This is a genomic window from Streptococcus sp. VTCC 12905, assembly GCF_049893385.1.
In the GTDB taxonomy this organism is placed as follows: Bacteria; Bacillota; Bacilli; order Lactobacillales; family Streptococcaceae; genus Streptococcus; species Streptococcus suis_AA.
The window spans coordinates 53,612-69,831 of the sequence record NZ_JBMVJC010000002.1 but is presented as its reverse complement, the minus strand read 5'-3'; the positions used below and the strand labels follow the sequence as shown (position 1 = coordinate 69,831).

Annotated in this window: 16 protein-coding genes and 1 pseudogene; 2 read left to right on the top strand and 15 right to left on the bottom strand. The window is 40.4% G+C overall.

Annotated features, from left to right (window positions below; all coding sequences use genetic code 11):
• Window positions 1-64: 64 nt before the first annotated feature.
• Window positions 65-808 (bottom strand): lysophospholipid acyltransferase family protein, encoded by a 744-nt coding sequence (locus tag ACPC58_RS01215; RefSeq protein ID WP_217374832.1) that lies wholly within the window; start codon window positions 806-808, stop codon window positions 65-67.
• Between the two features lie 91 nt (window positions 809-899).
• On the opposite strand from ACPC58_RS01215, the gene ACPC58_RS01210 reads away from it, so the two are divergent.
• A complete protein-coding gene (locus tag ACPC58_RS01210) occupies window positions 900-1,649 on the top strand; it encodes a tRNA1(Val) (adenine(37)-N6)-methyltransferase (protein ID WP_434064996.1) in 750 nt (249 codons plus the stop codon).
• Window positions 1,639-1,911 (top strand): GIY-YIG nuclease family protein, encoded by a 273-nt coding sequence (locus ACPC58_RS01205; protein WP_130554336.1) that lies wholly within the window; start codon window positions 1,639-1,641, stop codon window positions 1,909-1,911. Before ACPC58_RS01210 ends, ACPC58_RS01205 begins: the two co-directional genes overlap by 11 nt.
• A 17-nt stretch (window positions 1,912-1,928) precedes the next feature.
• On the opposite strand, the gene ACPC58_RS01200 is transcribed toward ACPC58_RS01205, so the two are convergent.
• The 14 genes and pseudogenes from ACPC58_RS01200 to pbp2b all read right to left on the bottom strand — a co-directional run bounded on the left by ACPC58_RS01200 (window position 1,929) and on the right by pbp2b (window position 15,912).
• A complete protein-coding gene (locus ACPC58_RS01200; protein ID WP_216807031.1) occupies window positions 1,929-2,540 on the bottom strand; it encodes an FMN-dependent NADH-azoreductase in 612 nt (203 codons plus the stop codon).
• Between the two features lie 120 nt (window positions 2,541-2,660).
• Window positions 2,661-3,067 (bottom strand): annotated as a pseudogene (locus ACPC58_RS01195) (N-acetyltransferase family protein).
• 110 nt (window positions 3,068-3,177) lie between these two features.
• Window positions 3,178-3,777: a DUF1648 domain-containing protein gene (locus ACPC58_RS01190; protein WP_434064995.1), complete on the bottom strand. Its 600-nt coding sequence runs from the start codon at window positions 3,775-3,777 to the stop codon at window positions 3,178-3,180.
• A complete protein-coding gene (locus tag ACPC58_RS01185; RefSeq protein ID WP_105136884.1) occupies window positions 3,764-4,042 on the bottom strand; it encodes an autorepressor SdpR family transcription factor in 279 nt (92 codons plus the stop codon). The genes ACPC58_RS01190 and ACPC58_RS01185 overlap by 14 nt, the downstream gene beginning before the upstream one ends.
• 143 nt (window positions 4,043-4,185) lie before the next feature.
• A complete protein-coding gene (locus ACPC58_RS01180) occupies window positions 4,186-5,790 on the bottom strand; it encodes a DEAD/DEAH box helicase (RefSeq protein ID WP_434064994.1) in 1,605 nt (534 codons plus the stop codon).
• 285 nt (window positions 5,791-6,075) lie between these two features.
• The gene (locus ACPC58_RS01175) at window positions 6,076-6,459 is read right to left on the bottom strand and encodes a PH domain-containing protein (protein WP_434064993.1); all 384 of its coding nucleotides are present in this window, start codon (window positions 6,457-6,459) and stop codon (window positions 6,076-6,078) included.
• A 276-nt stretch (window positions 6,460-6,735) separates the two neighbouring features.
• Complete coding sequence (locus ACPC58_RS01170; RefSeq protein ID WP_434064992.1) at window positions 6,736-8,280, bottom strand: peptide chain release factor 3; 1,545 nt, start codon at window positions 8,278-8,280, stop codon at window positions 6,736-6,738.
• Window positions 8,281-8,450: 170 nt separating this feature from the next.
• The gene (locus ACPC58_RS01165) at window positions 8,451-9,815 is read right to left on the bottom strand and encodes a UDP-N-acetylmuramoyl-tripeptide--D-alanyl-D-alanine ligase (protein ID WP_434064991.1); all 1,365 of its coding nucleotides are present in this window, start codon (window positions 9,813-9,815) and stop codon (window positions 8,451-8,453) included.
• A gap of 54 nt (window positions 9,816-9,869) precedes the next feature.
• Window positions 9,870-10,538 carry an ABC transporter ATP-binding protein gene (locus tag ACPC58_RS01160; protein ID WP_434064990.1) on the bottom strand — a complete coding sequence of 223 codons (669 nt, stop codon included), beginning with the start codon at window positions 10,536-10,538 and terminating at the stop codon, window positions 9,870-9,872.
• A gap of 9 nt (window positions 10,539-10,547) precedes the next feature.
• Window positions 10,548-11,624, bottom strand: a complete 1,077-nt coding sequence (locus tag ACPC58_RS01155) for an ABC transporter permease (RefSeq protein ID WP_434064989.1) — start codon at window positions 11,622-11,624, stop codon at window positions 10,548-10,550.
• A gap of 1 nt (window position 11,625) precedes the next feature.
• The gene (locus ACPC58_RS01150) at window positions 11,626-12,006 is read right to left on the bottom strand and encodes an OsmC family protein (RefSeq protein WP_171988533.1); all 381 of its coding nucleotides are present in this window, start codon (window positions 12,004-12,006) and stop codon (window positions 11,626-11,628) included.
• A 112-nt stretch (window positions 12,007-12,118) separates the two neighbouring features.
• Complete coding sequence (locus ACPC58_RS01145) at window positions 12,119-13,165, bottom strand: D-alanine--D-alanine ligase (protein WP_277836762.1); 1,047 nt, start codon at window positions 13,163-13,165, stop codon at window positions 12,119-12,121.
• A 108-nt stretch (window positions 13,166-13,273) separates the two neighbouring features.
• Window positions 13,274-13,870 carry a recombination mediator RecR gene (recR, locus tag ACPC58_RS01140; RefSeq protein WP_172036408.1) on the bottom strand — a complete coding sequence of 199 codons (597 nt, stop codon included), beginning with the start codon at window positions 13,868-13,870 and terminating at the stop codon, window positions 13,274-13,276.
• A gap of 8 nt (window positions 13,871-13,878) precedes the next feature.
• Window positions 13,879-15,912, bottom strand: coding sequence for a penicillin-binding protein PBP2B (gene pbp2b / locus ACPC58_RS01135; protein WP_434065037.1), 2,034 nt, complete (start codon window positions 15,910-15,912; stop codon window positions 13,879-13,881).
• Window positions 15,913-16,220: the final 308 nt, after the last annotated feature.

Below are 16,220 nucleotides of genomic sequence, written 5' to 3'. Positions count from 1 at the left end.
AATTTACCTCCATCCTTTTATTCGAAAATAAAAAAGAAAAACCCGCAGAAACGAGTTTTTCAATTCATTTTTTTAATTCTACCGATGGATTCCAAAAGAAGCTTGCTATGTAACTAAAAACATAGGTTAATCCTAAAATAATTGCTACTAGGATAAGGATAGGGAGACGGTAAATATAAGTTAATATATTTGGTTTTTTCTTAGTTTGGAAGGATGCTGCGTAATCATTCAAACGTTTAAATTCAGTTTCGATTCGATGAGTTACTTCAGCCGTCCCTGCATCATCCAAGCGCTTGATGTCTGAAACATCGATAGGATTTCCAAAAGCCACATCGATTCGCTCACCAGCCAAGAGCCCCTTGATGCTCATCGGTCCCACATAGGTTGCAGGCATGAGTTTAACCTTGGCTGACTTGGCAATGACCGCTACACCACCTTTTAGTTCTGAAGAATGACGACTTCCAGAAGGAAACATGACCAAAGAACGATTGCTTTTTTTTAACATGTTGACAGGGTATTTAATAGCTGCCATCCCAGGATTTTCACGATCAATTGGGAAGGCTCCACATTTGCGAATCCACCAGCCAAAACCGCGATCCTTGAAAAGTTCTTTTTTAGCCATAAAAATAAACTGTTTTGGCGCAGCAGCAAATCCTAAAAAAACAGGATCCCAGAAGGTCTTATGTGGAGCGATTAAAATATAATTCTCCTCTTGTGGCAATATTTTTTCTTTATCATGATAATGGATATTTCCATTAATTGCCCAAAGTAAAAAAGATAGTAAGGTACGTAAATAGGCGTAAAACATAGTCATCTCCTTTTCAGTCCTTACATTATACCATATTTTATCTCCGAAAAAAATCTGAAGTTCTGTTCTTACAATATGCTATAATTATCATATGCATAAAATAGAATTACAAGATGGGGAGCGGATTGACCAGCTCTTCTCAACAGATGTTCAAATTATTCAAAATCGGGAAGTTTTTAGTTATTCAGTTGATAGCGTCCTCCTATCGCGTTTTCCGAAAATGCCAGCTAAAAAAGGATTGATTGTCGACCTTTGTAGCGGAAATGGGGCGGTGGGCCTCTTTGCCTCCACACGTACAAAGGCTCAGATTGTCCAGGTTGAATTACAGGAACGCTTAGCGGACATGAATCGGCGATCCATCGAACTCAATGGTTTAGAGGAACAGTTAACAGTGATTAACGACGATTTGGCAAACTTACCTCAATATGATTTACGATCAAAAGTTGATTTAATGCTCTGCAATCCTCCTTACTTTAAAGTAGATGAATCTTCTAACCTCAATGAAAGCGAGCATTATCTTTTAGCCAGACACGAGATTGCGACCAACCTAGACAATATTTGCCAGGTAGCACAACAAATACTCAAATCCAATGGTCGCTTGGCCATGGTCCATAGGCCAGATCGATTTTTGGATATTTTAGATAAGCTACGTATCTACAAACTGGCTCCAAAACGCATCCAGTTTGTCTATCCCAAGGCCAGTAAGGAAGCGAATATGTTACTGATTGAGGCTATCAAAGATGGTTCTGTAGATGGATTACATATCCTGCCACCTCTGGTTGTTCACGAGGAAAACGGCGACTATACTCCTGCAATTCATGAGATTTATTATGGAAAATAAAGCCTATTTTTATGTTTTAGAATGTGCTGATGATAGCCTCTATACCGGTTATACAACAAATGTGGAAAAAAGACTCGCTACTCATAATCGTGGAAAAGGTGCTAAATATACACGTGGTCGTTTGCCTGTCAAACTACTCTATCAAGAAGTTTTTGCCAGTAAGCAGGAAGCCATGTCTGCCGAAGCCTCGTTTAAAAAACGTAGCCGGCAGAGCAAGTTAAATTATATTGCAGAAATGCAAAAAAGGCCATGCTCCAAATGAAGCGTGGCTATTTTTTATTAGAAATGTAGTAAAATATTATCAATTTTCCCCATAGCTTCTTCAAATATCGCTTGAGCCTGGCTTGGATCAGCTGATTGTCCTTCGATGAAGACTTGCTGAATGTCTTTAAAGCCTAAAAACTCAAAGATAGACTTTATGTACTGGGCAGCTGGATCTTGACCTGCATAAACACCACCATTGGACTGGATGTGCAGGAGCTTTTTGTCCTTGATCAATCCGATAGAGCCTTCTGGGCCATACTTAAAGGTCAGGCCTGCTACATTAATTGTATTTATCCATGAAACAAGCTGACTTGGTACATTGAGGTTCCAAAGGGGATTGACGACCACAATCTTATCCGCCGACAAAAACTGCTGAGTAAAAGCATTGTACCGTTCCAACCGCTCGGCTTGTTCAGATGCAATCTCCTCCCCCTTCTTTGCAGCTGCCATCGCTTCCAACAAAGGTTTATCTAGGGTAGGAATCTGGTCTTCAAAAACATCTACTATTTCAATCCGATCTTCTGGATGCAAACTGGCGAATCGAGTTTCAAATTCTTCCAATGCCCTCAAAGCATAGGACTTTTGTGGGTCAAGGGGGTGGGCCTTTACAATTAATACAGTTGCCATTGTTCATCTCCTTTGTTACTAATTATTGATAAATATATTCTACTCTTTTTAATTTGAAATTCAAATCATCTGCTCAAAGCAGAGGCTGGTCAACCAGCCTCTGCTTTTCTTGTTTGTTTCTTATTTTAAATAAGTATAAGCAACACAGCCTAAACTATCAACAGCCGTAAAACCGAGTGCTTCATAGAATGACCTTGTTTTCTCAGCATTATCCGTCAAAAGATGAAGCTGATAAATACCTGGAAAGTGTGAAATGGCTTGCTCTAAAAGATTTCGACCAATTCCCTGACGCTGATAGGCGGGGAGGACCAAAATATCCTAAATGAAGATGATAGAATAACCATCACCAACTGCCCGCAAAAGACCAACTAGACGGTCACAGTCAACGGCACAAGAACGAGCAGACTATGTTTCAAGGCCTTCTCTAGCATTTCTGGATGGCTACTATAGCCTGTCCAACCCACAGAAGCATAGAGGTCTAGGACAGCTTGAAAATCGAGTTGAGGATTTTGTTTGTAAGTAATCATGATGTTCTCCTTTGTATTGTTTTTTAGAATACAAAGGCTTTGTCCATTGTTAAAACACCCATGGTCTTACCTCCTGTTTGCTACTTCTAGTATAACAAAAACCGCTCCAATTATGAAGCGGTTTTGCAACGACGATAAAAATAATAGAGACTCAAGGTTATGACAGATATACCAAACAAAATCAGCACAAGGATAGATAGGGATGGAGAGCCTAACAAGCTAACTAGCAACAATAATCCACCAATAATGAAGAGATAGCCTGCCTGCTTTCTTCCCTTTCGTTCTATTTCATTGGTCTTGCTATCCAATTCCTCCTTGGGTAAATAATTCCCTATTATCATATAGCCGATAGCCAGCAGCCCAATGACAAGCCTACGGTACTCCAATTCTCCGCCTAAATAATACCAGAGTAAAGAAACTTGAATGATGAGAGCCAGCAGCGGAAAAAGCCATTTGACCACTCGAATGACTGGTATTCTCCCTATCCCTTTCACATCATAAAGTACACAAATGAATAGGTGAACACAAAAGAATAGTAGCGGTGTCAAAATCATCATATACTTGGCCATAGAGCCATTTGGCTCACCATTTACCCCAAAATGAGTTACCATGGTATCTGGCAATGCTTTATAGTAACAAATCGTCAATACAGCTATTAGTAGAAATATACTAGAAGTTGCTAATAAGGTTTTTATGTCAATTTTCTTCATCTTTTTGCCCTCCAAAACTTGCAATCCAAACCAAGACTTCTTCAAAGACCGTATAGTTTAGACGATAATAAATAAAATTTTTCTGCTTTTCCTCCAAAATTAATCCAGCTTTTTTCAAAGTGGATAAATGATGAGAAACTGTTGCTCCAGTTAATTGAAATTGTTCTACAATTTCCCCAGCAGACTTCGGCCCCGACTTAAGACTATCTAGAATTTGCCTACGAATAGGAGCAGAAATTGCCTTCAAGGTTTCAGACAATCCCATAATATGCCTCCTTGTCCATCTATTTAGAAACATTTCTAAATAGAATTATACTCTATTTTTATTGTTTGTCAAGAACTATTTCGATTATTTTCTAAATAGATTTCAAAAAAACAGACCACTCTTTATGGTCTGTCAAATAAGGTTTATCTCTCACCCTTATTTCGGATAACAAATCCTGTTTTCTTTTCACTTGATGTACGTTGGTGTGATTTTTTATTGTCCTGACGGTGGTTGTCACGTTTAACCTTGTCATCACGACGGTCGCGGTCAGTGCGGTCAGTGCGGTCACTACGGCGTCCTCCACGATCACGATTGCGGTCTCCATCACGACGGCCACCACGATCACGGTCGCGGCTACCACGATCACGGGCACCACGTCCACCCTTGCCCTTGGCTTGTCCAGGAGCAAATTTAAATGGCAATGGTTTTTCACGCGCAATTTCTACCTCTGGCAGGCTATCCGGATCTTGAACAGTCAAAGTTAATACATAAAGTGCTAATTCTTCAGGGGTAAATTCAGCCGCTAACTGCATAGCATCTTTCTTGAACTTGTCAAAATTGCTACGGATGGTGTCGTCAGCCATATCACGTTCAATCTTTTTCAAAGCAATTTTTTTCTTAGCTTCAAAAGCTTCTTGTGCAGTCGCAGAGTTGAGCCCCTTCATACGCTTCTTGGTTAGATCTTCGATGATAGCTAAGTAGCCCATCTCATTTGGCGAAACAAAGGTAATAGATTGACCTGATAAACCCGCGCGCCCTGTACGGCCAATACGGTGAACATAGCTTTCTGGATCTTGAGGAATGTCGTAGTTATAGACATGAGTTACACCTGATATATCCAAACCACGGGCTGCAACGTCTGTCGCAACAAGGACATCAATCTGATCATTTTTAAAATCACGAATGACACGGAGACGTTTATTCTGGTCCAAATCACCATGAATACCTTCAGCACGGAACCCACGCAATTTTAAGCCACGGGTCAACTCATCGACACGGCGTTTGGTACGACCAAAAACAATGGATAATTCTGGCTGGTCAACATCCATCAAACGTGTCATCGTATCAAACTTTTCATGCTCTTTAACACGAACAAAGTACTGTTCAACGTTGACATTGGTCAATTCCTTGGATGCAATCTTAACATGCTCTGGTTCTTTCATGAACTTGACACCAATGCGCTTAATTGGTTCAGGCATAGTTGCAGAAAATAGAAGTGTTTGGCGACTCACAGGTACACGTTCGATGATTGCTTCAATATCATCTAAGAAACCCATGTTGAGCATTTCGTCAGCTTCATCAAGAATAAGAGTTTCAACTCCATCCAAACGTAAAGCTTTACGTTTAATTAAATCTAATAGACGTCCTGGTGTACCGACAACTATGTGAGCACCTGATCGAAGGGCCTTTATTTGCTTATCAATACTAGAACCACCGTAAACCGAGCGAACTTTTACGCCTTTATCACGACCAAATTTGAATAACTCTTCCTGACTTTGAACTGCCAATTCTCGCGTAGGAGCAATAACTAAAGCTTGAACAGTTGGATTACTTGTGTCGATTTTATTTAGAGTAGGTAGCCCAAAGGCTGCAGTTTTTCCTGTACCTGTCTGGGCTTGACCAATCACATCTTTTCCCTCCAAAGCAAGCGGAATCGTTTGCTCTTGGATTGGTGATGGCGTTTCAAAACCTGCCCTCTCAACAGCAAGTAAAATATCTTCGGATAAGTTTAATTCGGTAAATTTCAATGTTTTCTCTTTTCTAAAAGGCAGTGCGAAGCTACCTTATCTCACGTTATTTGTAACAATTATTTCCACTGGCAGCGAACTAACCAGTATCAGACTTGCAACTTACCTAGTATAACATAATCTAGGAATAATCGTTAGTAAATACTTTTAAAATAAAAATAATACGTTTTCATAAAAAGCAGATTCAACTACTCTACTTTTTTAATATGTCATTCAATAAAAAATTTATTTCTAAATTCATTTTTCAAAACGAAATACCATCTATTACAATCTTCGAATTAGTAACTATTTTTCTAAAACGGCAGTAGCTAAGGCTTTTTGAATGGCAATCACACTTTTATCACTCTTAAATTGAAGAATTTCAACAGGTTCTGCAGCTGAAGAAATCCAAATTTTGAGCTCGGCATCCAAATCAAAATGTCCTGATGTTTCTACTGTAAAGCGCGAAATAGAGCGATAAGGAATAGACTTATAGGATACTTTCTTCCCAGTAACTCCTTGTTTATCCACCAAAATTAAACGATATTCCGTAAACACAATCAAGTCACGAACCAAGCTGAAAGCCATCTCAACCTGTTCATTGTCCAACAATACATGTTCTAATTCCTGCTCAATTTTGTCATTATTTAATTGCGAAGCATTACCAAGCAAACCTGAAAATAGTCCCATTATTTGACTCCTTTGTTGATTTTTATCTATTTTACCTAAAAACTGGTAATAAAAAAAGCAAAAACCTCTAGGAAGTTTTTGCCATCATATATAGTAAGCTAGTTTTATATAAACGCAAAAGTTTGAAATTAGGTAAGCCGACTCCCGTTGGCTCTCATCTCCAACCTTTCACCTCGCTTTATCATCTATGGGCTCGGGTTTCTATGGTCACTTTTTCGTTTTAAGGTGACCAGCTGAAACAGTTCCCCAAACTGTTTCACTCCTCCCGGACTGTTGTTACATCTTCTCTTTCAACTCCACATCAGGATATTTGTCCGCGAACCAGCGGAGGGCGAAGTCGTTTTCAAAGAGGAAAACTGGTTGGTCAAAGCGGTCTTTGGCCAAGATGTTGCGACTTGATGACATACGCTCATCTAGGTCTTCTGGCTTGATCCAGCGGACAGTCTTTTTACCCATTGGGGTCATGACTACATCAGCATTGTATTCACCTTCCATGCGGTGTTTAAAAACTTCAAATTGGAGCTGTCCAACGGCACCCAGCATATACTCGCCTGTCTGATAGTTCTTGTAGAGCTGGATAGCACCTTCTTGCACTAGTTGCTCGATTCCTTTGTGGAAGGATTTTTGTTTCATGACGTTTTTGGCAGAAACTTTCATAAAAATTTCAGGTGTGAAAGTCGGTAGCGGTTCGAATTCAAACTTGTTCTTGCCTACGGTCAAGGTATCCCCTACCTGATAGGTTCCTGTGTCGTAAACCCCAATAATGTCACCGGCAACTGCATTTTCTACATTCTCACGGGACTCGGCCATGAACTGCGTCACGTTGGACAACTTAGCTCCCTTGCCTGTACGAGGCAGGTTAACCGCCATACCGCGTTCAAATTCACCTGAAACCACACGGACAAAGGCAATACGGTCGCGGTGACGCGGGTCCATGTTGGCTTGAATTTTGAAAACAAAACCTGAAAAGTCTTTGTTGAGTGGGTCAATAACCTCCCCTGTCGTTGTCTTGTGACCATGTGGCTCTGGAGCAAATTCCAAGAAGGTATCAAGGAAGGTCTGAACACCAAAGTTTGTCAAGGCTGAGCCGAAGAAAACAGGTGTCAAATCACCGTCCAAAATGGCCTGCTCTGAAAATTCATTTCCAGCTTCCGCCAAGAGCTCGATATCGTCCAGAACTTGGGCATAGAACGGGTTAGATCCAAAGAGCCTGTCACCCTCGTCCAAACTTGCAAAACGCTCTTCACCACGGTAGAGCTCCAAACGTTTATTGTGAAGGTCATAGAGTCCCTCAAAGGATTTTCCCATTCCGATTGGCCAGTTCATTGGATAGCTGGCAATTCCCAAGACTTCTTCCAACTCCTGCAATAAATCAAGTGGCTCTCGGCCATCACGGTCCAACTTGTTGATAAAGGTGAAAACGGGAATATTGCGGTGCTTAACAACCTCGAAGAGCTTTTTGGTCTGGGCCTCGATACCTTTGGCAGAGTCCACCACCATGACAGCCGCATCCACCGCCATCAAAGTACGATAAGTATCTTCTGAGAAGTCTTCGTGCCCTGGTGTATCCAAGATATTGACACGCTTACCTGCATAGTCAAACTGCATAACAGAGGAAGTAACAGAGATACCACGTTGTTTCTCAATATCCATCCAGTCAGACTTAGCAAAGTTACCAGTCTTTTTCCCCTTGACTGTACCTGCCTCACGAATCTCTCCACCAAAATAAAGCAATTGCTCGGTAATAGTGGTTTTACCAGCGTCCGGGTGAGAGATAATCGCAAAGGTGCGGCGTTTCTTAATTTCTTCTTGTAGTGACATCTTTTTTCCTTTTCATTTTCTTTTTTTTGATACATAGCAGAGCTTGGCCCTGATTTTATACAGTCTACATTGGATAATCCTCATTCTTTGATTGAGCAACTCTAAAGTAAAAGAGCTGCTACTGCAACTCTCTTATTATATCTGAAATAAAAGGAATTTTCAAATCAAGTCTATTTAACTTCCAATGCCTCCACCACTTTTCCAAGTTTCATGGAATTGGAGCCTTTAAAGAGGATTTGGTCTTGTGCTCCTAGGACCTCCTTGACTTGTTTCACCAGATCTTCAAATTGGTCCTGCTCAGCATTTTTCCTAAAGAAATAGACTTTTCCAATTGGAAACATCTGACTAGCCAGCTGAGCTAACTCTTCAATATCCTGACCGTAGAAAATGACGGTATCTAGCACATCAGGCGATAGGCTTAGAATCATCTGATTGTGGAGATTGACGGACTGGCTACCCAGTTCTTTCATATCTGCTAAAACTGCGATTTTCTTGCCACCTTCATTTGCTGGAATGCTAGAGAAGGTTTCCAAAATCAATCGCATGGCAGTTGGATTGGCATTATAGACATCACTGAGAATGTCTGCTCCGTTTCTTGCCTTCTTCCATTCGGTGCGGTTGCGGGTCAAGTTAAGACTTGCTAGGGCTGAGGTGATTGCCTCATCAGACACACCCAAGATTTTGCCCACATAGCTTGCTACCATGGCATTGGTGGCATTGTACTTGCCCGTTACTGGGAGGAAAATGTCTCCGTCCATAAAGTTTACGGTGAAGGTCAGGCTATCCTTCGATTCAACCAAACTTGTTACTTGCAAATCTCCCTGTTCACCAAAACGAACGAGATCCACATGGCTCGGCAAGAGCTTATCCGCAATCGGATCTGCTGGGATCAAGAGTTTACTACCTGGCTCCATTCCATCCGCAATCTGTAATTTTCCTTTGGCAATCTCTTCTCGTGAGCCGAAAAATTCCAGATGGGCTTCTCCAAAAAGGGTAATAACTGATAGAGTTGGTTTGGCAATTTCAGATAGGAGATGAATGTCTCCCAAGTGGTCCTGCCCCATTTCCAATACCAGTTTTTCTGTATCATCTGGCATATGGAGAACAGTGTAAGGCAGACCGATTTCGTTGTTATAGTTGCCTTGTGTTTTGTAAGTCTTGTATGTAGTTGCAAGGATATCATGAATCATATCCTTGGTGGTTGTTTTACCGTTTGAGCCTGTCACAGCAATGACTTCTACCTCCGTTTTCTCTAGGTAGTAGGCCGCTAATTGTTGAAGCGCAGCCAAGCAGTCCTCTACTAGAATGTGAGGAACATCAAGGCTGACTTCAGACAAGGTTGCCGCACAGCCATTTTCAAAAGCCACAGGAATAAAGTCATGACCGTCACGCGCTCCCTTGAGGGGAACAAAGAGGTCACCAGTTGTGACGAAACGGCTATCGAACTCGACCTTGTTGAGTGCTGTATCGGGATAAAGACTAATATCGTTTTTTGCGCCCAAGACCTGAGCAACTTCGTGTAGGGTTAATTTCATGGTTTTCTCCAATAAACTAAAAAAGAGCTTTCGCTCTTTCCATTATACCACTTTTTACCGAACTTGAGTGAGGATACCATCTTTCATCTCATATACCTTGTCGCATTTTTCTATCATGCGCTGGTCATGTGTCACCATGATGATGGATTTATTTCGTTCCTTTGCTTCTTTAGCTAGAAGTTCCACTACTTCAAAGGCCCGGTTACTATCTAGGCTGGCCGTCGGTTCATCGGCTAGAATCAAGGCTGGGTCATTGTAGAGTGCACGTGCAATTGCTACCCTCTGACGTTCTCCACCTGACAAATCCTTAGGGAACTTGTTTTTAAGATGGGCCACTCCCAAATCTGCCAGAAGTTCTTGATGTTTGTTTGGGTTGGCTTTCTTATTGACCTTATCAACCAAGGTTAATTGCTTTTCGACTGTCAAAAATGGAATCAAATTAGAAGCCTGCAAGACAAAGCCAATATCCTTATAGCGTAGTTGAGCACGTTTCTTTTCTGGTAGATCAGAGTAGTCTGATTGATTGATTAACACACGACCTGTTGTTGGTGTTTGTAGACCTCCTGCCAAGGTCAAAAAAGTTGATTTCCCAGACCCGGACGGTCCGATGATTGCAACAAACTCACCTTCTTCAATACTAAAATTAGTTGGTTTGAGAGCTGTAATAGTTTGACTACCGTCTTGGAAGGTTTTACTAATATTTTCAAAAATAAGTGTTTTCATAACAACCTCCTAAGATAAATTTTGTAATGGATCTACCTTAAAGATAGAACGTACAGAGAAACTAGCACCTAATAGGGCAAATACTACAAGAGCTAGACCGATTACGATATAGAAGGTCCAGTTATTTTCAAATGGCACAGCGCTTGGCAAGACAAGGGATGACAAATACGTTCCAGCCAATCCAACGACAGTTCCCAAACCAGCCAGAAGGAAGGTTTGAGCCAGTACAGAACCTGAGATATAGCCATTTGAAAGACCTTGAATTTTCATCAAACCAAAAATCGGAGATTTCTGTGTTGTCAAAACAAAGATAAAAATACCAATCACAATAGCAGAAATGACGACCAAGAAACCAATCATAAAGCCGAATGTCATATTTTGAGCCTTATATCCTGGCAGATTTTCAATGAAATCTTTAATGGCAACTTTTTCCAACTCATCCGGTACTGAGGAGGCATCTCCACGAATGACAATGGCACTGGCCAGACTACTAGTAGCTGCCTGTTGCTTATCTGCCTGCATTAATTCTGAAAATGCATCAAAATCCATATAAACGACAGGTGCCACGCCAAAATAAGCATTATCTGTATACCCAACAATAGTCACTTTTTCATCAGAACCTGACAGATAGATTTGATCTCCAATTCCAAAACCTTCTACCTCTGACATAGTTTTGTCTACAACGACTTCTCCAGTTTTTTCATACAAACGACCTTCTACAATATTCGGTACGATAAAACTATCTGTTTCAACCGCAAAGATATTGACATTCTCTTTTTCATCAGTTGCAGCATCTTTATCCACATATGCAACTCCTGCCTGTTGGCGAATCAAGGCCTTGTCACCAGCATCTACTTGGTCAAGCAAAGCTGTATCAATTTTTGACGCTGTAATCAAGCGATTGCTTTCTGAATTAAGCAAGACATAATCCGCCTGCCATTTATCAACTGCTGTTTTATTTTCCTGCATGAGACCATAAGCCAAACCAGTCAGGAAAAAGACAAGGTAGAAAATTAGAATTAACAATCCTAAAATCAAGCCATAACGCAGTTTATTCTGCCGCATCTCTTCAATTGCTAAAAACATCTTACTCCACACTTTCTAAGACATAAAATTTTGCCTCAAATATAATACTTTCTTTTAAAAGAGCTTTAACTTTACACTTTTGTTCAACGTATGCAAGAATCTTTTCCTGCTTTTCCGAAGAGACCTCCTCTCCGATTCCAACCAACACTTCAATGTGCTCATTATCCAAACGACTCTCCACCTGAACAGGCATAGTTTTATTGCCTTCTTTGCTGGCATAATAACCCTGGACACACATGGTGACGCAGGCAGCTAAGCCAATGTTGACTAGACTAACGGGAGTCTCCCCCTTCTCCGTCACACCAAAGGTATGAACCGGTTCACCATAACCTTGAGAAATTGCCTGAAACAGACCTTTCCCTTTTACTGTCGTTTGATACATAAACACCTCCAGAACATGTTCCATTTTATTCCTTTTTGCAACCCTTTGCAAGAAAAAGATTTAGAAAATGAAATAAAAAAAGATTGGTAAAATTTCCAATCTTTTCCTTGTTTTATATTAAATGACTTTCACGTTTTTCAAACATTTCTTTGGCCAATCGAACAAGCTCTTCAATCAAATCTGGGTAAGCTAAGCCCATATTGTCCCAAAGGAGTGGATACATGGACCACTGGGTAAAGCCTGGCATGGTGTTGAGCTCGTTGAGGAAGATATCGCCGTCTTCTGTCAAGAAGAAATCACAGCGAGAAAGTCCACAACCACCGATTGCACGAAAGGCCTTGGCAGCATTTTCTCGCATGATAGCCATAATTGATTCGTCAATTTGGGCTGGAATATCCATTGTGATTTTGTTATCAATGTACTTGGCATCATAGTCATAAAAGGCAACGTCTTTGACTACTTCGCCAGGAAGTGTGGTTTTCACGTCAGCATTTCCCAAAAGACCAACTTCAACCTCACGGGCGTTGACACCTTGCTCAACAAGGATACGACTATCATACTTAAATGCTAAGTCTAGAGCTGCATGTAGGCCAGCTAAATCTTCAGCTTTAGAGATACCAACGCTGGAACCCATATTAGCAGGTTTTACAAAGACCGGATAAGTCAACTTTTCTTCAATCTCTGCAATCTTTTCCGCAATATTCTCACCTTCGATAACTGCCACATAAGGTACTTGGGCAATGCCAGCTGATTCTAGTACGCGCTTGGTTGTAATCTTATCCATGGCAACGCTAGAAGATAAAATATTGGTGCCAACATAAGGCATACGAAGCACTTCCAAGAAGCCTTGAATAGAGCCATCTTCTCCCATTGGCCCATGAAGAACTGGGAAAACGACTGCCTTTTTTTCATAGATATCGCTCGGACGGATTTTTTGTTCTTCAATAATTGTCGCATTTGTCATGAGTTTTTCATCGGCAGACGGTGTTTGAGAAAACTCTTGCGTCTTAATAAAGTCCCCTGTCTGACTAATGAAATAGGTTTTGACAAAAAAATTATCATAATTGATGGCGCGCATAACGCTTTCTGCGGATAAAACAGATACTTCACGTTCTGCTGAACGTCCACCATAAAGTAAAATCAAGGTTTCTTTTGACATATTCAATCCTTCCTGTGTCAATAGTTTCTCTATTAGTATAGCATATTTTAACCACTCGAAATTGACCTAAGGTAAATTCGAATGATTATGAGTCAACCAGCCATTCGTCTACAACTCTGTTCTGTTTTCGATTGCTCGCAGTAGAGTAACTTCATCGGCATATTCAATATCACTTCCAACTGCTAGACCTCGAGCTAATCGGGTTACTTTTATTCCAGCAGGTTTAAGCACACGAGAAATATACATTGAAGTCGCCTCACCATCCGCAGTTGCATTTGTCGCCACAATAACTTCTGTAACCTCATTGTCCATCAGACGAGTGAGGAGGGATTTCAAATTAATATCATCTGGTCCGATACCATTCATTGGCGAAATCAAGCCATGCAAAACATGATAGAGACCGTGATATTCTTGAATATTTTCCAAAGCCGTAACATCCCGACTATCCTCTACAATCAAAATTGTAGATTGATCTCTCGTTGAGTCCTGACAAATAGCACAAGGGTCTTGGTCCGTCAGATTACCACAAATCGAGCAATAAGATAAATCTCGCTTGGCTGCCAATAAATTTTTGGCGAATTCATTAACGACATCATCCTCCATACCAATTGTATAAAATGCTAGACGAGTGGCAGTTTTGATACCAATACCGGGTAATTTAGAATAACTATCAATTAGCTTTGCAATGGGTGTAGGGTAGAGCATAGGCCTCCTTAGTTCATGGGATACATTGATTGGTATAAGTTGATTATTTCACGCATAATCGTTTTTGTTGTCATAGATGATTGATTTGTTAAGTTTGGTAGCACCACCGAAACAGCAATTTGGGGATTGTCACTCGGTGCATAGGCCACTACGTTTGTATTTACTGCTGTTACGACTTCACCTGAAGGAGTTGTTGTATAAGTTTCTGCCGTACCAGTTTTCGCACTGATTGTCACACTTGCTCCTTGGCCAATTGCACTACCTGTATTAAATTGACCATTTCCATTTACCACTTGATAAAATCCTTGTCGAAGAATGGCCATTTCGTCCTCAGAAATATTTACCTGATTTAACTCTTTTACTGAAACGGATTCAATCAGGTCTCCAAGCCCACCTTGGTCCGTATTGCCATAAATCCCTTCAACCAAATGTGGTGAAATGCGAGTTCCTTTATTGGCAACTGTTGACACATACTGTGCCATTTGCATTGGTGTATAGTTGTCGAACTGACCAAATGCGTTGGTAATGAAGTTCGCTGTGCTATATTCATCAGGTAAAAAACCAGTGGATTCAAGTGGAAGATCAATCCCTGTAGAAGCACCAAGACCATATTCTGCAAAAGTTGACCGCAGTTTTGTCATGGCATTTGTCAAAGATTCCCCATCATTCAAATACATATTTGCAGAATAGGTTTGCCCAAGTAGTCCCAAAGCAATCTTAACCATATAAGCGTTTGATGAATATTCCAAAGCCTGAGTAGCATCAATATTAAAACTACCGTAAGCACCGTACCAAGATGTAATCGGAGCTGAACCTGCAAAATATATCGGCTCATCTAATTGTACTTGGTTGCCACTGATAACCCCATTTTCCCATCCAGAACTAATTGTAGCACCTTTGACAATTGAACCAGGTGTAAAGACACTCGTAATCGTTCCAAGAGCATCTTCGGTAATGGTACTTGAGCCTTTTTCGTGACTATATCCAGACATAGCAAGCACTGCACCTGTAGAAGGATTTAATGCAACTGCATAAACACCTTCCGAATACAGTGCACTTCCCGTTGACAACTCACTCTCAAAATATTTTTTTAGAATCGCATTGACGCCATCTTGAAAGGCCAAGTCAATGGTCAACTTAATATTGTTTCCCTGTTGTCCTTCTTGAATGGTTTCAATACTCTCGACGTTACCATTTCTGTCTAAATTAATTTCTTTCTTCTCACGTTGACCCTGCAGGACTTCTTCATACTGTTTTTCAAGATAGGCAGTTCCCACGCGGTCATTCGCAGAATATCCTTTTGACAAATAATAATCGGCATCCTCAGCTGGTAAACCTGCCTGTTCGCTTGTTACAGTCCCTATAATCGAGCTTAAGGAGGTATCTAAAATACTCCGTTGCCAGTTATTTGTAGTTGAAATTCCTTCAAGTTGATCAGAATTCGCTACAATCAAAGCCACCTGCTCAGCGGTAAGGCTGTCTGTGACAAGATTGACTGTTTCAAAATAAGATGCAGCATTCATCTGCGTAAATAGTTCAATTGCTTTCAACTCTTCATCAGAGTAGTTTAACTGTTCAGGCGTTAAACTAGCAACAGCATTTGTATAGATTTCTGATTCACTTAAATAATTGCCATCTGCATCGAATCGTTGCTCTTTAGGAAGTTTATTTAGCACTTCCTGGTAGACTGTTTGATCTGCCAAATAGTAGTCAGCTTTATCCCGATCTGAAACACTGACATCCGACACTGTGACCCATTGAAGTAAATTTTTAGCAACCTGCTTCATTTCCTCAGCAGTCATTTTATTGGAGCGCGTAAAGGACACTACTTGTTGTATCTGATTTTCAACCAAAGGCTTTCCTTTGGCATCGTAAATCAGTCCTCGAACAGAACTTTTAGTGACTACTTTCTGACTAGCAGTTGCTAATTTATTACTATAAAAATCATGATGCACAATCTGCATATCTGCCAACCGAACAATCAGCACTGTAAATAATAAAATGACGACTCCAAATAAAATATTTAATCGAATTGGAATCATATTTCTTGCATTACCAGTTGATTGATGATTCTTTTTTTTCAAAAGACAAACCTCATTCTAGAAATATTCTTCTTATTATACCACAGGAAAATCATAATTTTTAGCCTTAGCCTCCCTTTCAAGAAATATTTTCTCCATACAATAATCTTCCTCCACAATAAAATCGTCTCCAATATAAGTCTTTTCAATTCTACTAGTAACAGTGAATAAATTTGAAATAATAGCGCGAATTATTATATCATTTTTCCTCTTTTCACTTCATCGCAAAAAAACAAAAAAAGCCGTGCGAACACGACCTTTTACGGATC